Genomic DNA, 18,034 nt, shown 5'->3' on the forward strand with positions numbered 1-18,034 from the left:
TGACGATGGAACTCGTTATCACGGGTAGCAACAACAAGGTCTCGGTCTCCGACGCCGTGTTCGGTCGCGATTTCAGCGAAGATCTGGTCCACCAGGTCGTCGTTGCCTACCGCAACGCCGGTCGCGCCGGCACCAAGGCACAGAAGACTCGCTCCGAAGTGGCTGGTACCACCAAGAAGTCGAAGAAGCAGAAGGGCGGCGGCGCGCGTCATGGCGCACTGACGGCTCCGATCTTCGTCGGCGGCGGTGTCACCTTCGCGGCCAAGCCGCGCAGCTTCGAGCAGAAGGTCAATCGTAAGCAGTACCGTGCCGCCATGTGCGCGATCCTGTCCGAGCTGAACCGTCAGGGCCGTCTGACCATCGTGGAGTCCTTCGATGTCGAAGTGACCAACACGAAGGGTCTGATCGCCAAGCTGGCCGGCCTGGAAGTGGGCAAGCGCCCGCTGATCGTCACCGAAGAAGCGTCCGAGCACCTGTACCTGTCCGCCCGCAATCTGCCGTACGTGCAGGTGCGTGACGTCCAGGGTCTGGATCCGGTCTCGCTGGTGGGTGCCGACACGGTCGTCATCACCGCTGACGCGGTCAAGAAGGTCGAGGAGTGGCTGGCATGAACAGCAACGAAAAAATCTTCAGCGTGCTGCGTGCCCCGCGTGTCTCCGAAAAGACCGCGCGCCTGCAGGAACTCTCCAACCAGTATGTCTTCGAAGTTTCGAACGAAGCCACCAAGGCCGATGTAAAGGCCGCGGTTGAGCAGCTGTTCGACGTCAAGGTCGAAGCCGTCAACGTGGTCAACGTCAAGGGCAAGAACAAGTCCTTCCGTAACCGTGCTGGCCGCCGCGGCGATTGGCGCAAGGCGTACGTTCGCCTGGCCGACGGCCAGTCGATCGATGTAACGGCCAAGGCCTGAGGTACATCCCATGCCATTGATGAAATTCAAGCCCACTTCCCCCGGCCGCCGTTCGGCCGTGCGCGTGGTTACGCCCGACCTGCACAAGGGTGCTCCGCACGCCGCACTGGTCGAGTCGCAGAGCCGCTCGGGTGGCCGCAACCACCACGGCCGCATCACCGTGCGTCACGTCGGTGGTGGTGCCAAGCAGCACTACCGCATCATCGACTTCAAGCGCAACAAGCTGGGCATCCCGGCGCGCGTGGAACGCATCGAATACGATCCGAACCGCACCGCCCACATCGCCCTGCTGTGCTACGTCGATGGTGAGCGTCGCTACATCATCGCCCCGAAGGGCCTGAAGGCCGGTGATCAGGTGATCGCTGGTTCGGATGCCCCGATCAAGGCCGGCAACACCCTGCCGCTGCGCAACATCCCGGTCGGCACCACCATCCACTGCATCGAGCTGAAGCCGGGCAAGGGCGCTCAGATCGCTCGCGCCGCTGGTGCGGCCGTGCAGCTGGTGGCTCGCGAAGGCATCTACGCCACCCTGCGCCTGCGCTCGGGTGAAATGCGCAAGGTTCCGGTCGAGTGCTGCGCCACCATCGGCGAAGTCGGCAACGACGAGCACAGCCTGGAAAAGCTGGGCAAGGCCGGTGCCAAGCGTTGGCGCGGCGTCCGCCCGACCGTTCGTGGTGCTGCCATGAACCCGGTTGACCACCCGCACGGTGGTGGTGAGGCCAAGGCCGGCCAGGGTAACCCGCATCCGGTCACCCCGTGGGGTGTTCCGACCAAGGGTTACAAGACGCGCCATAACAAGCGCACTCAGCAGTTCATCGTCCGCGATCGTAGGGGCTAATCGACCATGGCACGTTCACTCAAGAAGGGCCCGTTCGTCGATCACCACCTCGTCAAGAAGGTGGAGGCCGCTGCGGGCAGCAAGAAGCCGATCAAGACCTGGTCGCGCCGTTCGATGATCCTGCCTGACATGGTAGGCATCACCATTGCCGTGCATAACGGCAAGAACCACATCCCGGTTCTCGTCAACGAGAACATGGTCGGCCACAAGCTCGGCGAATTTGCCATCACCCGGACCTTCAAGGGTCACGGTGGTGACAAGAAGTCGGGCAAGTAAGGAGAGATGACAATGGAAGCGAAAGCCATCCTGCGCACTGCGCGCATCTCCCCGCAGAAGGCTCGTCTGGTCGCTGACCAGGTGCGCGGTCTGCCGGCCGAACGTGCGGTCAACCTGCTGAAGTTCTCGGACAAGAAGGCTGCCCACCTGATCAAGAAGGTGGTGGAGTCGGCAATTGCCAACGCCGAGAACAACCAGGGCGCCGACGTCGACGAGCTGAAGGTTCAGACCATCATGGTTGATGAAGGTCCGACCCTGAAGCGTTTCATGGCGCGGGCGAAAGGCCGCGGTACCCGCATCCTCAAGCGCACCAGCCACATCACTGTGGTTGTGGGCGCCGCCAAGTAAGCGGATAAGGAAAAGACCATGGGTCATAAAGTTCATCCGATTGGTATCCGCCTCGGCATTTCCAAGGACTGGAACTCCAAGTGGTACGCCAACAAGGCCGAGTTCGCCGGTTACCTGGCAGCCGACCTGAAAGTGCGCGAAATGCTGCGCAAGAAGCTGGCCCAGGCCGGCATCAGCAAGATCCTGATCGAGCGTCCGGCCAAGACCGCTCGCGTGACGATCCACACCGCCCGTCCGGGCGTGGTGATCGGCAAGCGCGGTGAGGACATCGAGAAGCTGCGCAAGGAAGTGAGCGAGATGATGGGCGTCCCGGCGCACATCAACGTCACCGAAGTGCGCAAGCCGGAACTGGACGCGCAGCTCGTTGCCGAGTCGATCGCCCAGCAGCTGGAGCGTCGCATCATGTTCCGCCGTGCAATGAAGCGCTCGGTCGGCAACGCGATGCGCCTGGGTGCCCTGGGCATCAAGGTCAACGTTGGTGGCCGCCTCAACGGTGCTGAAATCGCCCGTTCGGAGTGGTACCGCGAAGGCCGCGTGCCGCTGCACACCCTGCGTGCCGACATCGACTATGGCTTCGCTGAAGCCAAGACGACCTACGGCATCATCGGCATCAAGGTCTGGATCTACAAGGGCGAGGTCTTCGATTTCTCCCAGGTTGGCCAGGAAAAGCAGGACGACACCCCGTCGCGCAACGATCGTCACGATCGCGGCGACCGTGGTGACCGTCAGCGCCCGGCCCGTGAAGCGAGGTAACGACAATGTTGCAACCCAAGCGAACCAAGTACCGCAAGGTACACAAGGGCCGTAACGATGGCCTGAGCTGGAGCGCCAACGCTGTCAGCTTCGGCGAATACGGCCTGAAGGCAACCGCACACGGTCAGCTGACCGCGCGTCAGATCGAAGCGGCCCGCCGCTCGATCAGCCGCTACGTCAAGCGCGGCGGCAAGATGTGGATCCGCGTGTTCCCCGACAAGCCCATCACCAAGAAGCCCATCGAAGTTCGAATGGGTTCGGGTAAGGGTAACGTGGAATACTGGGTGGCCCAGATCCAGCCCGGCCGCATGATCTATGAAATCGAGGGTGTTTCCGAGGAAGTGGCTCGCGAGGCGTTCCGCCTGGCCGCCGCCAAGCTCTCGGTCACCACCACTTTCGTGACCCGTACGGTGCGCTGATGGATATCAAAACTCTCCGTGAAAAGTCGGCTGACGAACTCAAGGCCCACCTGATCGACCTGCGTAAGGAACAGTTCTCTGTCCGTATGCAGCAGGTCACCGGCCAGCTGCCGAAGACCCACGACATTCGCCGGGTCCGTCGCGAGATTGCTCGCGTCAAGACCCTGCTCGGCAGCACGAAGTAAGGATGGCCGCTATGAGCGACAATACTGAAAAGAAGACGCTGCGCACGGTCGAAGGCCGTGTCGTCAGCAACAAGATGGACAAGACGGTTACCGTCCTGGTTGAGCGTCAGGTCAAGCACGCGCTGTACGGCAAGTACATCAAGCGCTCGACCAAGCTGCACGCCCACGATGCCGACAACGCCTGCAAGGAAGGCGATGTCGTCCGCGTGACCGAGATTGCTCCGATGTCCAAGACCAAGAACTGGCGCGTGGTGGAAGTCATCACGCGTGCGGCTGAATAAGGAGTCTGAATCATGATCCAGATGCAGAGCTACCTTGACGTCGCGGACAATTCGGGTGCCAAGCAGGTGATGTGCTTCAAGGTGCTGGGTGGTTCCAAGCGCCGTTACGCCGGCATCGGCGACATCATCAAGGTCACCGTGAAGGATGCGATTCCGCGCGGCAAGGTCAAGAAGGGTGAAGTGTATGACGCCGTCGTGGTGCGTACCCGCAAGGGTGTGCGTCGCGCCGACGGTTCGCTGATCCGCTTCGACGGCAACGCTGCCGTCCTGCTGAACAACAAGCAGGAGCCGATCGGTACCCGTATCTTCGGGCCGGTGACCCGTGAACTTCGTTCGGAGAAGTTCATGAAGATCGTCTCGCTCGCTCCCGAAGTGCTGTGAGCGACAGGAGATAATCATGGCTAACCGTATCAAGAAGGGCGACCAGGTTGTCGTCAACGCTGGCAAGGACAAGGGCAAGCAGGGCGAAGTCGTCCGCGTCGACGGCGACCGTGTGGTCGTCGCCAACGTGAACATCGTCAAGCGCCACACCAAGCCGAACCCGCAGGCAGGTGTTGCCGGCGGCGTGGTCGAGCGCGAAGCTTCGATCCATATCTCCAACGTGAACGTGCTGAACCCGGCTTCGGGCAAGGGCGAACGCGTTGGCTTCAAGGTGCTGGAGGATGGACGCAAACTGCGTGTGTTCCGCTCCAGCGGTGAGGCGCTCGACGCCTGAGGAATGTGAAGATGACTTCCCGTCTCGAAAAGATCTACAAGGAAGAAGTGGTGCCGGCGCTGATGAAGCAGTTCGGCTACACCAATCCGATGGAAGTACCGAAGCTCGTCAAGGTCACCCTGAACATGGGTGTCGGCGAGGCTGCCACCAACAAGAAGATCCTGGAAAACGCCGTCGCGGACATGACCAAGATTTCCGGCCAGAAGCCGGTTGTCACCAAGTCGCGTATCTCGGTTGCGTCGTTCAAGATCCGTGATGGTTGGCCGATCGGCTGCAAGACCACGCTGCGTCGCCACAAGATGTACGAGTTCCTGGACCGCCTGATCAACATCTCGCTGCCGCGCGTGCGCGACTTCCGTGGTGTTTCCGGTCGTTCCTTCGACGGCCGCGGCAACTTCAACATGGGTGTGAAGGAACAGATCATCTTCCCGGAAATCGACTTCGACGCCGTCGACGCGATCCGCGGTATGGATATCGCCATCACCACCACTGCGAAGACCGACGCGGAAGCGAAGGCGCTGCTGGCAGCGTTCAAGTTCCCGTTCCGTAACTGATCTGTCGAGGAAACCGAAATGGCAAAGACCTCCATGGTCAACCGCGACATCAAGCGGGAAAAGCTGGCCAAGAAGTACGCTGAGAAGCGTGCGGCTCTGAAGAAGATCGTGTCCTCCGTGGACGCGACCTACGAAGAGAAGATCGACGCCGCAACCAAGCTGGCCAAGCTGCCGCGCGATTCGTCGCCGAGCCGTCAGCGCAACCGTTGCGAGCTGTCGGGTCGTCCGCGTGGCGTGTACAGCAAGTTCGGCCTCGGCCGCAACAAGCTGCGCGAAGCCACCATGCGTGGCGACGTCCCGGGCCTGCGCAAGGCCAGCTGGTAATCCCAGCCGGCCCTGCGCTCAGCACCCCCTTGCGGGGGTGCTGAACCGGGGGAGGGGGCTGTTCAGCTTCCTTTCTGCGAAAAAACCCGAAGAGCCCGACGCAAGTCGGGCTCTTTTGGCGTATACTCCCGCGTCTTGCCCTGTGCAGACGGGGTTGTAGGAGTGGGCCTGGCCCGCTGCATCAAGGGACCTGGCCCGTTTCCAGGAGACAACAGATTTTCGCGAAAGCGGATATCGGTGCACTCAAAGGTACTCATATGAGCATGACTGATCCCATCGCCGACCTGCTGGTCCGCATCAAGAATGCGGCCGCAGTTGGCAAGCAGACGGTGAAAGCCCCGTCGTCCAAGATCAAGGTTGCGATCGCCCAGGTCCTGAAGGACGAGGGTTACATCACCGACCTGCGCGTGACCCAGCTGGAAAACAACAAGTCCGAGCTGGAAATCGTGCTGAAGTATTTCGAAGGCAAGCCGGTCATCGCGACCCTGAAGCGCTTCTCGCGTTCGGGCCTGCGCCAGTACCGCGGCAAGAGCGAGCTGCCGAAGGTCATGAACGGCCTGGGTATCTCCATCATTTCCACCTCCAAGGGCATCATGACTGATGCGCAGGCGCGCCAGCTGGGCGTCGGCGGCGAAGTCCTGTGCTTCGTGGCCTAAGGCGAAAGGAGTAGAACTATGTCCCGCGTAGCCAAGAAGCCGATCACCCTGGGTAAGGTTGAACTGAACGTCCAGTCGGACAGCGTCACCGCCAAGGGCCCGAAGGGCACCCTGTCGCTGGCCAAGCCGGCCGGCATTGCCATCAACGTCGACAATGGCGTTGCCACCCTGAGCACCGAGAACGCCGAGCTGGTCGCACTGACCGGCACCGTGCGTGCGATCCTGTCCAACATGGTCAAGGGCGTGTCCGAAGGCTTCGAGCGCAAGCTGGAGCTGGTTGGCGTGGGTTACCGCGCTGCCATGCAGGGCAAGGACCTGAGCCTGTCGCTGGGCTTCTCGCACCCGGTCGTGTTCGTGGCGCCGGAAGGCATCACCATCACCACCCCGACCCAGACCGAGATCCTGGTCCAGGGCGCTGACAAGCAGGTCGTCGGTGAAGTCGCCGCCAAGATCCGTGCGTTCCGCAAGCCGGAGCCGTACAAGGGCAAGGGCGTGAAGTACTCCGACGAAGTCATCATCCGTAAGGAAGCCAAGAAGGCGTAAGTGCGAGTCCCTCGCAAGAGCCCGCACATCCATGTGCGGACTCCTCAGGGAGAAGCCCATCCTTCAGCTTTCAAGGAATAATCAAAATGAACAAGAACATCGCCCGCCTGCGTCGCGCCAAGTCGACCCGCGCCCACATCCGTGAGCTCGGCGTCGCCCGCCTGTCGGTGCTGCGCACCGGCCAGCACCTGTACGCCCAGGTCTTCACCGCTGACGGTTCGAAGGTGCTGGCTGCCGCCAACACCACCCAGACCGACGTCAAGGAAGGCCTGAAGAACGGCAAGAACGCCGATGCCGCTGCCAAGGTTGGCCGCATCGTCGCCGAGCGCGCCAAGGCCGCCGGCGTCGAGAAGGTTGCCTTCGATCGTTCGGGCTACCGCTACCACGGCCGCATCAAGGCCCTGGCAGAAGCGGCCCGCGAAGCCGGCCTGCAGTTCTAAGGGACAAGGGCAGGGGGTCGATGGCCTCCTGCCTGCCTGCTCGCCAGCCTGAGCGAGGCTGGACGGCGCCGCTCTTCTGCAGTGGCCCACCGGAACAACGCGTCACTCCACAACCATAAGCGGCCTCGAGCCGTACATACCCAAACAACCAAGGAATCAACATGGCAGAAGAGCGTCAGCAGCGGGGTCGCGATCGCGACCGTAACCGCGAAGAGAAGATCGACGACGGCATGATCGAAAAGCTGGTCGCGGTCAACCGCGTCAGCAAGACCGTCAAGGGTGGCCGCCAGTTCACCTTCACCGCCCTGACCGTTGTCGGCGACGGCGAAGGCAAGGTCGGTTTCGGTTATGGCAAGGCCCGCGAAGTGCCGGTCGCCATCCAGAAGTCGATGGAACAGGCCCGCAAGAACCTGGTCAGCGTTGACCTGAACAACGGCACCCTGTGGCACACCATCAAGGATGGTCACGGCGCAGCCCGCGTGTTCATGCAGCCGGCTTCGGAAGGTACCGGCGTGATCGCCGGCGGTGCCATGCGCGCCGTGCTGGAAGCCGTTGGCGTGAAGAACGTGCTGGCCAAGGCCACCGGTTCGCGTAACCCGATCAACCTGGTGCGTGCCACCGTGAAGGGCCTGTCTGCTGCGCAGTCGCCGGCTCGCATCGCGGCCAAGCGCGGCAAGAAGGTGGAGGAACTCAACCATGGCTAATGAGTCCAACAAGACTGTGAAGGTCCGCCTGGTGCGTGGCCTGCGTGGTACCCAGTCGCGTCACCGCCTGTCGGTGCGTGCCCTGGGCCTGAACAAGCTCAACGATGTGCGTGAACTGAAGGACAGCCCGCAGGTACGCGGCCTGATCAACAAGGTTCAGTACCTCGTCCAGGTTGAGGAGTAATCGACCATGACTCTGCGTCTCAATGAACTGAGCCCGGCACCGGGCGCCCGCACCGAGCGCACCCGCGTCGGCCGCGGTATCGGCTCGGGCCTGGGCAAGACTGCCGGCCGCGGCCACAAGGGTTCGTTCGCCCGTAAGGGTGGCGGCAAGATCAAGGCTGGCTTCGAAGGCGGCCAGACCCCCATGCAGCGTCGTCTGCCGAAGATCGGCTTCCGTTCGCCGATCGCCAAGGACACAGCTGAAGTGCTGCTGTACGCGCTGGACAAGCTGCCGGCCGGTGAGATCGATTTCGCCGCCCTGCGTGCTGCCAAGCTGGTCCCGAGCACCGCAAAGAAGGCCAAGGTCGTCGTCAAGGGCGAAGTGACCAAGGCGTTCACCCTGAAGGGTATTGCTGCCACGGCGGGTGCCAAGGCTGCAATCGAAGCTGCCGGCGGCAGCGTAACGGAGTAAGAAAATCATGGCGCAAGCTGGCATCGGTAACCTCGCGGGCGGAATGGGCAAGTTCACTGAACTTCGCCAACGTTTGCTGTTCGTCGTCGGGGCTTTGATCGTCTATCGCATCGGCTGCTACGTGCCGGTGCCGGGCGTCAATCCCGATGCCATGCTTGCCATGATGCAACAGCAGGGCGGCGGCATCGTGGACATGTTCAACATGTTCTCGGGCGGCGCCCTGCACCGTTTCAGCATCTTCGCGCTGAACGTGATGCCGTACATCTCGGCATCGATCGTGATGCAGCTGGCCGTGCACATCTTCCCCGCCCTGAAGGCGATGCAGAAGGAAGGTGAGTCCGGCCGCCGCAAGATCACCCAGTATTCGCGCATCGGCGCCGTGCTGCTGGCAGTGGTGCAGGGCGGCTCGATCGCGCTGGCCCTGCAGGGCCAGGTCTCGCCGTCGGGCGCTCCGGTCGTGTATGCGCCGGGCATGGGCTTCGTGCTCACTGCCGTGGTCGCACTGACCGCCGGCACCATGTTCCTGATGTGGGTCGGTGAGCAGGTCACCGAGCGCGGCATCGGCAACGGCGTGTCGCTGATCATCTTCGCCGGTATCGTGGCGGGCCTGCCGGGTGCGGTCATCCACACCTTCGATGCCTACCGCGACGGCAACATCCAGTTCATCCAGCTGCTGCTGATCGCCATCGTCGTGCTCGCCTTCACCTTCTTCGTGGTGTTCGTCGAGCGTGGCCAGCGCCGGATCACGGTCAATTACGCGCGCCGCCAGGGTGGTCGCAACGCGTACATGAACCAGACCTCGTTCCTGCCGCTGAAGCTCAACATGGCCGGCGTCATCCCGGCGATCTTCGCCTCGAGCCTGCTGGCCTTCCCGGCCACCCTGGCCATGTGGTCCGGCCAGGCCGCCAACCAGAGCAGCTTCGGCCAGGTCCTGCAGAAGGTCGCCAACGCCCTGGGCCCGGGCGAGCCGCTGCACATGATCGTGTTCGCTGCGCTGATCACCGGTTTCGCGTTCTTCTATACCGCGCTGGTGTTCAACTCGCAGGAAACCGCCGACAACCTGAAGAAGTCCGGTGCGCTGATTCCGGGCATCCGTCCGGGCAAGGCGACCGCCGACTACATCGACGGCGTGCTGACCCGCCTGACCGCGGCCGGCTCGGCGTACCTGGTGATCGTCTGCCTGCTGCCGGAACTGATGCGCACGCAGCTGAACGCCTCGTTCTACTTCGGTGGTACTTCGCTGCTGATCGTGGTGGTGGTGGTGATGGACTTCATCGCCCAGGTGCAGGCGCACCTGATGTCCCACCAGTACGAGAGCCTGCTGAAGAAGGCCAACCTGAAGGGTGGCAACCGCGGCGGTTTTGCCCGCGGCTGATAGGCCTGTTATACTTTCGTCTTCCTGACGTGATGGTCCCTCCGCTTCGCGGACTCCGGCCACACAAACGAAGGGCGGCCCCCGCAGCGGTTCCGGGTGGGGGTGTGATGAGGTGGTCCCGCGCTGGAGTAGCGCGGGCGGCCCCGGGGGAAACCCCAGGTCCAACCCCATCCGGCGCCGGAGCCTGGGCACACTCCCCAGGCCGGGTTCATGAAACCAATGGTTTCACGGGCTTCCATGTAAACCGGAACCTTGTTAGTATCGCTAGTTCACTTTTTTGATCCATCCTGCCGGATTGGCGTGCCCGAGGCGCGCTGTCGGCCATCACTCAGCTGGAGAACCGCGTCATGGCGCGTATTGCAGGCGTCAACCTGCCAGCCCAGAAGCATGTCTGGGTCGGGTTGCAAAGCATTTACGGCATCGGCCGTACCCGTTCGAAGAAGGTCTGCGAAGTCGCAGGCGTTGCTTCGACCACCAAGATCCGCGATCTGTCGGAGCCGGAAATCGAGCGCCTGCGCGCCGAAGTCGGCAAGTACATCGTGGAAGGCGATCTGCGCCGTGAAATCGGTATCGCGATCAAGCGCCTGATGGACCTGGGCTGCTACCGCGGCCTGCGTCACCGTCGTGGCCTCCCGCTGCGTGGCCAGCGCACCCGTACCAACGCCCGCACCCGCAAGGGTCCGCGCAAGGCGATCAAGAAGTAAGGGACTGAGAAATGGCTAAGCCCGCTGCTAAGACCAAGAAGAAGATCAAGCGCGTCGTCACCGACGGCGTTGCCCACGTCCACGCTTCGTTCAACAACACGATCGTCACCATCACCGACCGCCAGGGCAATGCTCTGTCGTGGGCGACCTCCGGTGGCGCTGGCTTCCGCGGTTCGCGCAAGTCGACCCCGTTCGCTGCCCAGGTGGCTGCTGAAAAGGCCGGTCGTGCTGCGCTGGACTACGGCGTGAAGTCGCTGGAAGTCCGCATCAAGGGCCCGGGTCCGGGCCGTGAGTCGGCCGTGCGTTCGTTGAACAACGTCGGCTACAAGATCACCAACATCATCGACGTGACGCCTATCCCGCACAACGGGTGCCGTCCGCCGAAGAAGCGTCGCGTCTAAAGGGAGCGATAAGAAATGGCTCGTTATATCGGTCCTACCTGTAAGCTCGCCCGCCGCGAAGGCGCCGACCTGTCCCTGAAGAGCCCGGCGCGTGCGCTGGACTCGAAGTGCAAGCTGGAGCAGAAGCCCGGCCAGCACGGCGCCACTGCCCGCAAGGGCAAGCTGTCCGACTACGCCACCCAGCTGCGTGAAAAGCAGAAGGTCAAGCGTATCTACGGCCTGCTGGAGCGTCAGTTCCGCAACTACTACAAGAAGGCCTCGACCAAGAAGGGCAACACCGGCGAGAACCTGCTGCAGCTGCTGGAAACCCGCCTGGACAACGTCGTCTACCGCATGGGCTTCGCCGTGACCCGTCCGGCTGCCCGTCAGCTGGTGTCGCACCGCGGCGTCACCGTGAATGGCAAGTCGGTCAACCTGGCTTCGTACCAGGTCAAGGCTGGCGACGCCATCGCCCTGTCTGAAAAGGCTGCCAAGCAGCTGCGCGTCCAGGAAGCCCTGACCGTCGCCGCCCAGCATGACCTGAGCCCGTCGTGGGTTGAAGTGGATTCCGGCAAGTTCACCGGCATCTTCAAGGCTGTTCCGGATCGTTCGGATCTGCCTGCGGACATCAACGAAGCGCTGATCGTCGAGCTGTATTCGAAGTAATTCACATTGGAGAGCCCCCGGCGACGGCCGGGGGTTCACTAGGAGAACCCGCAACATGACGGTTACCGCCAACCAGGTTCTGCGTCCTCGCGGTCCGCAGATCGAACGCCTTACCGACACCCGTGCAAAGGTCGTTATCGAACCTTTGGAGCGGGGTTACGGGCATACGCTGGGTAATGCCCTGCGTCGCGTGCTGCTGTCGTCCATCCCGGGCTTCGCCATCACGGAAGTCGAAATCGACGGCGTGTTGCATGAGTACACCACGGTCGAAGGTCTGCAGGAGGACGTGCTCGAAGTCCTGCTGAACCTGAAGGACGTGGCCATCCGTATGCACTCCGGCGACAGCGCCACCCTGTCCCTGTCCAAGCAGGGCCCGGGCGTTGTCACCGCTGCCGACATCAAGGTCGACCACAATGTGGAGATCCTGAACGGCGACCATGTGATCTGCCACCTGACCAAGGATACGGCGATCAACATGCGTCTGAAGATCGAACGTGGTTTCGGCTACCAGCCGGCTGCCGCGCGTCGTCGTCCGGACGAAGAAACCCGTGCCATCGGCCGCCTGGTCCTGGATGCCTCGTTCTCGCCGGTCCGCCGTGTCGCCTACGCAGTGGAAGCGGCGCGTGTCGAACAGCGTACCGACCTGGACAAGCTGGTCATCGATATCGAGACCAACGGCACCATCGATGCCGAGGAAGCCGTGCGCACCGCCGCCGACATCCTCAGCGACCAGCTGTCGGTGTTCGGTGACTTCACCCACCGCGACCGCGGTGCGGCCAAGCCGGCCAACAACGGCGTGGATCCGGTGCTGCTGCGCCCGATCGACGATCTGGAGCTGACCGTGCGTTCGGCCAACTGCCTGAAGGCTGAAAGCATCTACTACATCGGCGATCTGATCCAGAAGACCGAAGTGGAGCTGCTGAAGACCCCGAACCTGGGCAAGAAGTCGCTCACCGAGATCAAGGAAGTGCTGGCTCAGCGCGGCCTGTCCCTCGGCATGAAGCTGGAGAACTGGCCGCCGGCCGGCGTCGCCAGCCACGGCATGCTGGGCTGATATCGGTAATGCCTGGAGGCTCCACCGCTCGCGGTGGAGCCTTCAACGCAACACACCATGCCACGACGAACCGCAGGTTCGCGGGCAGGTCGTCCAGGACGGGCGGCCAGGACCAACCGCAGTCCGCGCAGTAACGCCAGGATGGCGACAACGATCCACACAGCCGCATCATTAACCAAGGAATATCACCATGCGTCACCAGAAGTCTGGCCGTAAGTTCAGCCGCACCAGCGCGCACCGCGAAGCGATGTTCAAGAACATGGCCGCCTCGCTGTTCAAGCACGAGCTGATCAAGACCACCCTGCCGAAGGCCAAGGAACTGCGCCGCGTTGCCGAGCCGCTGATCACTCTGGCCAAGGTCGACTCGGTCGCCAACCGCCGTCTGGCCTTCGCCCGCCTGCGCGACAACGAAGCCGTGGGCAACCTGTTCACCATCCTGGGCCCGCGCTACGCGAACCGTCCGGGCGGCTACCTGCGCCTGCTGAAGTGCGGTTTCCGCGCCGGCGACAACGCACCGATGGCCTACGTCGAGCTGGTTGACCGTCCGGTCGTGGCCGAGGAAGTGGCCGAGTAATCGGACCGCTCCAACGCGACACAGCGAAAGCCCGGCTCCTGCCGGGCTTTTGCGTTTCCAGGGGTCGGATCCCTTTCCGCAGGAAAGGGCTCTGACCCCGAGCAGGCAGCACCGCAGGTCAGATCCCTTTGCATTCGCAAACGGATCCGACCCGCACCGTTCCGACAGGCGTCACCTGTGGCGGTTCGAACGGGGCGCGCTCTCGGTTACGCTTGGCGCCTTGATCCATTCGAGCGTTGACGATGAATCCACTGCGCTGGCCCTTCCGCGCCCAGTTCTTCCTGGGCTTCCTGATCTGCGCGGGCCTGCTCGGCTACGCGATCTTCCTGCAGCTGAAGATGGGCCTGGAGCCGTGCCCGCTGTGCATCTTCCAGCGCCTGGCTTTTGCCGCGCTGGGCCTGTTGTTCCTGATCGGTGCGCTGCACGGGCCGTCCAACCGTCCCGGCCGCGCCACCTACGGCGTGCTCGCCTTCATCGCGGCGGCCGTCGGCGTGGGCATCGCTGCGCGCCACGTCTACGTGCAGATGCTGCCGCCGGAGATGGGCGCGACCTGTGGCCCGCCGCTGAGCTTCCTGCGCGAGACCATGGGGCCGCTGGAAGTGTTCCGCACGGTGCTGACCGGTACCGGCAACTGCGGCAACATCGACTGGACGTTCCTGGGCCTGACCATGCCGATGTGGTCGGGCGTGTGGTTCGTGCTGCTGGCGCTGTGGGCACTGGTGGTGTCGCTGCGCAAGGTCAAGCGCTGAAGCAGGATGGGGTCGGATCCCTTTGCATCGCAAAGGGCTCTGACCCCATTTCCGGTGTGGGGTCAGAGCCCTTTCCTGCGGAAAGGGATCCGACCCCTGTCTCCTCAGAAGTCCTGCTGCAGGCTCAGGTAGGCGCCGCGGCGCGGTCCCCATTGCGGGGCGAACACGCCGACACCGCCGCCATCGCGCAGCTGGTAGCTGCGATCCAATGCGTTGATCACGGCCAGCTGCACGTGCAGCGGATGGCCGCTGTCGGCATTGAAATCATGCCCGGCGCTGAGGTTCACCTGCAGGTAGGACGGCAGCTCGCCGCCGTTGGGCACGCCCTCGATATCCGAACGCAGGCCGCTGCCGAACACGTAGTTGGCACCGACCCGGTTGTGCCCGGCGAAGGCGTAGCTGAAGCCCCCCGACGACGTCAGCTTCTGGTCGTGGTCCAGGTGGATCCAGTGGTCGGCCACATAGGCCAGCGCGTCCGGATCGAGGTTGTACTGGCTGGTGATGACCTGGGTGCCGATGGCCTTGTTGTACGCCGCGTTGAAGTAGGCGCTGAACGGACCGCTGCTGTAGTCGGCACTGAACTCCAGCCCACGGATATGGCCGCGGCGGTAGTTGAACGTCGAGTAGATGTAGGCGGCGCCGAACTGGCCTTCGTCCTGCAGACGCGCGACGCGGCGGTCGTACGCGTCCAGGCCCAGGGTCAGGTGTTCACCCAGCTGCTGCGAGACGCCGATGTCGTAGTAGTCGCTGCGTTCGGCCAGCGGAATGTTGTTGCCGCCGCCCGGCTGCTGGTTGGTGGTGCCGTCGTACAGGGCGATATCGCTGCTGGCGATCAACTCACTGGCCGGTGGCGTGAAGTAACGCGAATAGCCGGCATGCACGGTGGTGCTGTCGCTGGCATTCCAGACCGCGCCCAGGCGGGGGCTGAGCTGGCCCTCGGTGCGGCCGAAGGCCTTGTAGCGATCACCACGCAGGCCGTAGTTCACTGTCCAGTCGTCGCCGATCTTCCACTCATCCTGCACGTACACCGCCAGCGTACTGGCGTGGAAGGCGCTGCGGTCTGGAATCAGCAGTGGCGTGGTGCTGGATTGCTGGCCGGCGCCATCGACCGGGAACACCCAGCTGTTGTTGCTGGCGCGCGCATTCTCGTAGTTGCCGTACAGGCCGTAGCGCAGCGTGTGGTCGTTGCCCAGCGGGGTGGAGAAGTCGGCCTGCAGCGTGTTGGCGCGGTTGCTGCGCTGGACCTGGGAGGCGACGCCACTGAATACCAGATCGCCGATGACATCCGGGTTGAACGCCACGTCGCTGTAGCGCTGCCCGGCGGACAGCTGGTAGGCGGTGCCGCCCAGCGTGCCCTGCAGCACCAGCATGCCGAAGCGGGTGGTCTCGCGCTGGGTTTCATCCAGCTGGCTGGAGTCGAAGGTGGTCGTGTCCAGGTAACCGAACTGCGGGGTCTGCCCGGGATTGACCGGGATCTGGAAGCGATTGTTGGCAAAGCCGGCGAACACGCTCAGGCGGGTGTTCTCGTTGACCAGGTAGGTCAGGTCGGCGAAGGCTTTGCCCTGGTGCGTGTCGTCGTGCAGCGGCTTGCGCGAGCGGGTCGGGTTCTCCAGGCCGACCTCGTTCTGGTCGTAGTTGCCGGTCAGGAACCAGCTCCAGCGTCCTTGATTGCCCCACCACGAGGCATTCGGATTGATCTTGCCGAACGAGCCTGCGGTCAGACCGGCGCTGCCGCCATTGCCGAGCTCGGCGCCGCTGCGGGTGGTGATGTCGACCACCGCAGCGGTGCGCTCGCCGAACTGCGCCGGCAGCGCCCCGTCCATCAGGCGGATGCTCTTGATGGTGCGGGCATCCAGGGTCTGGCCGAAGCCGGAGATCGATTCGGGCAGCAGTACGCCGTTGATGCGGTACTGCAGGTTCGCGTGGTCGCCGCGCACGTGCACGCCACCGTAGGAATCCTGGACCACGCCCGGAGCCTGCAGCAGCACCTGGCTGAGCGGCGCGGAGGCACCCAGCGGCTGCTTCTGGATGTCCTCGGCGGTGATCTGGTACTGGCTGCTGCCGATGTCCGGCGACAGCGCATTGCGGGCCTGGTCGAGCTGGGCGCTGACAGTGACCGTGTCGAGGTCCTTCACGGGAGCGGCGGCATCGGCGGCCATAGCGAGGGTGGGCAGACTGGCCAGGGTCAGGGCGAAGGTAATGCCGGTAGCGAGCAGGGAGGGCTTCATGGCAGATAGGCTGTGGAAGGGGCCGACGGGGATGCAGTGTTACTTCGTAACAGTGCGTGGCGAATCATGCGCCTGTCCGGGCGGCCGTGGCCATGCGGTTTCTGGCCGATCGCGATGCCCTTTCCCCGGCGTTCAGTCATGTGCAGGGCGTGCCCAGCCCTTTGCGCCAGCGGCTGGCTCTGCGACCATGACCGCCCCCCTCCCCGGAAGTCTGCAATGAGCCTGTCCGCCGTTCCGCCCGTCCTCGATCCTGCCGCGACCGCCGCTGGCGCTGCCTGGTCGCCGGAGAGCTGGCGCGGCAAGACCGCGCTGCAGATGCCGACCTACCCGGACCCGGTGGCGCTGGACGCTGCACTGCATGAGCTGAAGCGGCTACCGCCGCTGGTCACTTCGTGGGAGATCCTGGCGCTGAAGCAACAGTTGGCCGAGGCCCAGGAAGGCAAGCGTTTCCTGCTGCAGGGCGGCGACTGCGCCGAGAACTTCAGCGACTGCGAATCGGGCACGATTTCCAACCGGTTGAAAGTGCTGCTGCAGATGAGCCTGGTGCTGGTGCATGGCCTTCGCCAGCCGGTGATCCGCGTCGGGCGCTTTGCCGGCCAGTACGCCAAGCCGCGTTCGGCCGATACCGAGACCCGCGACGGCGTGACCCTGCCCAGCTACCGCGGCGATGTGATCAATGCGCCGGCGTTCACCGAGGCGGCGCGCCTGCCGGATCCGAAGCGGATGCTGCAGGCGCATGCGCATTCGGCGATGACCATGAACTTCGTGCGTGCGCTGATCGATGGCGGCTTCGCCGACCTGCATCATCCGGAGTACTGGAACCTGGAGTGGGTGCGGCATTCGCCGCTGGCCGCCGAGTACCAGAAGATGGTGGCGTCGATCGGTGATGCGGTGCACTTCATGGAAACCCTGGCCGGGGCCCGCGTGCACAACCTCAACCGCATCGACTTCTACACCTCGCATGAAGCGCTGCTGCTGCCCTACGAGCAGGCGCTGACCCGGCAGGTGCCGCGCCAGCAGGGCTGGTTGAACCTGAGCACGCATTACCCGTGGATCGGCATGCGCACCGCCGCGCTTGACGGCGCGCACGTGGAATACCTGCGTGGCGTGCGCAATCCGATTGCGATCAAGGTCGGCCCGTCGGTGACGCCGGACCAGCTGCTGCGCCTGATCGATGTGCTCAACCCGCATGACGAGCCAGGGCGACTGAGCTTCATCCACCGCATGGGGGCAGCGCAGATTGCCGATAAGCTGCCGCCGCTGCTGGATGCGGTCAAGCGCGATGGCCGTCGCGTGCTGTGGGTGTGTGACGCGATGCATGGCAATACCGAGAGCACCGCCAATGGCTTCAAGACGCGCCGCTTCGACAACGTGCGTGGCGAAGTGGAGATGTCGTTCGATCTGCATGCGGCCGCAGGCACGCGACTGGGCGGTGTGCACCTGGAACTGACGGGCGAAGACGTGACCGAATGCACCGGTGGCGCGCGCGAACTGACCGAGCGCGACCTGGAACGCGCGTATCGTTCGACGGTGGACCCGCGGTTGAACTACGAGCAGTCGCTGGAGATCGCGATGGCGATCGTGCGCAAGCAGGAGCAGGTGCGGTAAGGGCGTTGCGGCAGGGCTTGCAGCCCTGCACCTGCTGACGCAACGGCAACGGCAACGGCCTAAGCAACGGCAACAGCATGCATTCCGTGGGATGGCGGGGCGATGTGGGCAGGCAGGAC

The 18,034-nt window shown here is 63.7% G+C and carries 28 protein-coding genes; 27 read left to right on the forward strand and 1 reads right to left on the reverse strand.

Features of this window, described 5'->3' with window-relative positions; translation table 11 throughout:
- The first annotated feature begins 5 nt into the window (after window positions 1-5).
- The 26 genes from rplD to QP609_RS04085 all read left to right on the forward strand — a co-directional run bounded on the left by rplD (window position 6) and on the right by QP609_RS04085 (window position 14,079).
- Window positions 6-611, forward strand: coding sequence for a 50S ribosomal protein L4 (rplD, locus tag QP609_RS03960; RefSeq protein WP_004145337.1), 606 nt, complete (start codon window positions 6-8; stop codon window positions 609-611).
- Window positions 608-907 (forward strand): 50S ribosomal protein L23, encoded by a 300-nt coding sequence (rplW, locus tag QP609_RS03965; RefSeq protein ID WP_004145338.1) that lies wholly within the window; start codon window positions 608-610, stop codon window positions 905-907. Before rplD ends, rplW begins: the two co-directional genes overlap by 4 nt.
- A gap of 10 nt (window positions 908-917) precedes the next feature.
- Entirely contained in the window at window positions 918-1,745 is an 828-nt protein-coding gene (gene rplB, locus QP609_RS03970) for a 50S ribosomal protein L2 (protein ID WP_004145339.1), read from the forward strand.
- Window positions 1,746-1,751: 6 nt separating this feature from the next.
- The gene (gene rpsS, locus QP609_RS03975) at window positions 1,752-2,021 is read left to right on the forward strand and encodes a 30S ribosomal protein S19 (protein ID WP_005415413.1); all 270 of its coding nucleotides are present in this window, start codon (window positions 1,752-1,754) and stop codon (window positions 2,019-2,021) included.
- Between the two features lie 12 nt (window positions 2,022-2,033).
- Entirely contained in the window at window positions 2,034-2,369 is a 336-nt protein-coding gene (gene rplV / locus QP609_RS03980; RefSeq protein WP_004145348.1) for a 50S ribosomal protein L22, read from the forward strand.
- Window positions 2,370-2,387: 18 nt separating this feature from the next.
- A complete protein-coding gene (rpsC, locus tag QP609_RS03985) occupies window positions 2,388-3,122 on the forward strand; it encodes a 30S ribosomal protein S3 (RefSeq protein WP_004145350.1) in 735 nt (244 codons plus the stop codon).
- 5 nt (window positions 3,123-3,127) lie between these two features.
- Window positions 3,128-3,541: a 50S ribosomal protein L16 gene (gene rplP, locus QP609_RS03990; protein ID WP_004154486.1), complete on the forward strand. Its 414-nt coding sequence runs from the start codon at window positions 3,128-3,130 to the stop codon at window positions 3,539-3,541.
- The gene (gene rpmC / locus QP609_RS03995) at window positions 3,541-3,726 is read left to right on the forward strand and encodes a 50S ribosomal protein L29 (RefSeq protein WP_004154487.1); all 186 of its coding nucleotides are present in this window, start codon (window positions 3,541-3,543) and stop codon (window positions 3,724-3,726) included. The genes rplP and rpmC overlap by 1 nt, the downstream gene beginning before the upstream one ends.
- Before the next feature lie 11 nt (window positions 3,727-3,737).
- On the forward strand, window positions 3,738-4,007 hold the full coding sequence (gene rpsQ, locus QP609_RS04000) for a 30S ribosomal protein S17 (RefSeq protein WP_004154489.1): 270 nt from the start codon (window positions 3,738-3,740) through the stop codon (window positions 4,005-4,007).
- 12 nt (window positions 4,008-4,019) lie between these two features.
- Window positions 4,020-4,388, forward strand: a complete 369-nt coding sequence (rplN, locus tag QP609_RS04005; protein ID WP_010483978.1) for a 50S ribosomal protein L14 — start codon at window positions 4,020-4,022, stop codon at window positions 4,386-4,388.
- Window positions 4,389-4,404: 16 nt separating this feature from the next.
- Window positions 4,405-4,722 carry a 50S ribosomal protein L24 gene (gene rplX / locus QP609_RS04010; RefSeq protein WP_004154490.1) on the forward strand — a complete coding sequence of 106 codons (318 nt, stop codon included), beginning with the start codon at window positions 4,405-4,407 and terminating at the stop codon, window positions 4,720-4,722.
- Between the two features lie 11 nt (window positions 4,723-4,733).
- Window positions 4,734-5,276 (forward strand): 50S ribosomal protein L5, encoded by a 543-nt coding sequence (gene rplE, locus QP609_RS04015; RefSeq protein WP_005415416.1) that lies wholly within the window; start codon window positions 4,734-4,736, stop codon window positions 5,274-5,276.
- A gap of 18 nt (window positions 5,277-5,294) precedes the next feature.
- On the forward strand, window positions 5,295-5,600 hold the full coding sequence (rpsN, locus tag QP609_RS04020) for a 30S ribosomal protein S14 (RefSeq protein WP_005408209.1): 306 nt from the start codon (window positions 5,295-5,297) through the stop codon (window positions 5,598-5,600).
- 257 nt (window positions 5,601-5,857) lie between these two features.
- Window positions 5,858-6,256 carry a 30S ribosomal protein S8 gene (gene rpsH, locus QP609_RS04025; protein ID WP_005408210.1) on the forward strand — a complete coding sequence of 133 codons (399 nt, stop codon included), beginning with the start codon at window positions 5,858-5,860 and terminating at the stop codon, window positions 6,254-6,256.
- Window positions 6,257-6,274: 18 nt separating this feature from the next.
- Window positions 6,275-6,799 carry a 50S ribosomal protein L6 gene (rplF, locus tag QP609_RS04030; RefSeq protein WP_014646052.1) on the forward strand — a complete coding sequence of 175 codons (525 nt, stop codon included), beginning with the start codon at window positions 6,275-6,277 and terminating at the stop codon, window positions 6,797-6,799.
- 80 nt (window positions 6,800-6,879) lie between these two features.
- Window positions 6,880-7,239 carry a 50S ribosomal protein L18 gene (gene rplR, locus QP609_RS04035; RefSeq protein ID WP_169411773.1) on the forward strand — a complete coding sequence of 120 codons (360 nt, stop codon included), beginning with the start codon at window positions 6,880-6,882 and terminating at the stop codon, window positions 7,237-7,239.
- A gap of 161 nt (window positions 7,240-7,400) precedes the next feature.
- Window positions 7,401-7,943: a 30S ribosomal protein S5 gene (rpsE, locus tag QP609_RS04040; RefSeq protein ID WP_005408213.1), complete on the forward strand. Its 543-nt coding sequence runs from the start codon at window positions 7,401-7,403 to the stop codon at window positions 7,941-7,943.
- Window positions 7,936-8,127, forward strand: a complete 192-nt coding sequence (gene rpmD, locus QP609_RS04045) for a 50S ribosomal protein L30 (RefSeq protein ID WP_005408214.1) — start codon at window positions 7,936-7,938, stop codon at window positions 8,125-8,127. The genes rpsE and rpmD overlap by 8 nt, the downstream gene beginning before the upstream one ends.
- Before the next feature lie 6 nt (window positions 8,128-8,133).
- Entirely contained in the window at window positions 8,134-8,577 is a 444-nt protein-coding gene (gene rplO / locus QP609_RS04050) for a 50S ribosomal protein L15 (protein ID WP_004154498.1), read from the forward strand.
- A gap of 7 nt (window positions 8,578-8,584) precedes the next feature.
- Window positions 8,585-9,952: a preprotein translocase subunit SecY gene (gene secY, locus QP609_RS04055; protein WP_005415420.1), complete on the forward strand. Its 1,368-nt coding sequence runs from the start codon at window positions 8,585-8,587 to the stop codon at window positions 9,950-9,952.
- Between the two features lie 347 nt (window positions 9,953-10,299).
- A complete protein-coding gene (gene rpsM / locus QP609_RS04060; protein WP_004154500.1) occupies window positions 10,300-10,656 on the forward strand; it encodes a 30S ribosomal protein S13 in 357 nt (118 codons plus the stop codon).
- Window positions 10,657-10,667: 11 nt separating this feature from the next.
- On the forward strand, window positions 10,668-11,057 hold the full coding sequence (gene rpsK, locus QP609_RS04065; RefSeq protein ID WP_004145443.1) for a 30S ribosomal protein S11: 390 nt from the start codon (window positions 10,668-10,670) through the stop codon (window positions 11,055-11,057).
- A gap of 15 nt (window positions 11,058-11,072) precedes the next feature.
- Window positions 11,073-11,702, forward strand: a complete 630-nt coding sequence (gene rpsD / locus QP609_RS04070; protein ID WP_004145446.1) for a 30S ribosomal protein S4 — start codon at window positions 11,073-11,075, stop codon at window positions 11,700-11,702.
- Between the two features lie 55 nt (window positions 11,703-11,757).
- Window positions 11,758-12,756: a DNA-directed RNA polymerase subunit alpha gene (rpoA, locus tag QP609_RS04075; protein WP_005408216.1), complete on the forward strand. Its 999-nt coding sequence runs from the start codon at window positions 11,758-11,760 to the stop codon at window positions 12,754-12,756.
- 190 nt (window positions 12,757-12,946) lie between these two features.
- Window positions 12,947-13,330 carry a 50S ribosomal protein L17 gene (gene rplQ / locus QP609_RS04080; protein WP_005408217.1) on the forward strand — a complete coding sequence of 128 codons (384 nt, stop codon included), beginning with the start codon at window positions 12,947-12,949 and terminating at the stop codon, window positions 13,328-13,330.
- 242 nt (window positions 13,331-13,572) lie between these two features.
- Window positions 13,573-14,079 carry a disulfide bond formation protein B gene (locus tag QP609_RS04085; protein ID WP_005415421.1) on the forward strand — a complete coding sequence of 169 codons (507 nt, stop codon included), beginning with the start codon at window positions 13,573-13,575 and terminating at the stop codon, window positions 14,077-14,079.
- A gap of 104 nt (window positions 14,080-14,183) precedes the next feature.
- On the opposite strand, the gene QP609_RS04090 is transcribed toward QP609_RS04085, so the two are convergent.
- Window positions 14,184-16,307, reverse strand: coding sequence for a TonB-dependent receptor (locus QP609_RS04090; protein WP_088375327.1), 2,124 nt, complete (start codon window positions 16,305-16,307; stop codon window positions 14,184-14,186).
- A 216-nt stretch (window positions 16,308-16,523) separates the two neighbouring features.
- On the opposite strand from QP609_RS04090, the gene QP609_RS04095 reads away from it, so the two are divergent.
- Window positions 16,524-17,915 carry a 3-deoxy-7-phosphoheptulonate synthase class II gene (locus QP609_RS04095; RefSeq protein ID WP_014646058.1) on the forward strand — a complete coding sequence of 464 codons (1,392 nt, stop codon included), beginning with the start codon at window positions 16,524-16,526 and terminating at the stop codon, window positions 17,913-17,915.
- Window positions 17,916-18,034 lie beyond the last annotated feature (119 nt).

Source organism: Stenotrophomonas sp. 8(2023) (assembly GCF_030345295.1).
Classification (GTDB): Bacteria; Pseudomonadota; Gammaproteobacteria; order Xanthomonadales; family Xanthomonadaceae; genus Stenotrophomonas; species Stenotrophomonas muris.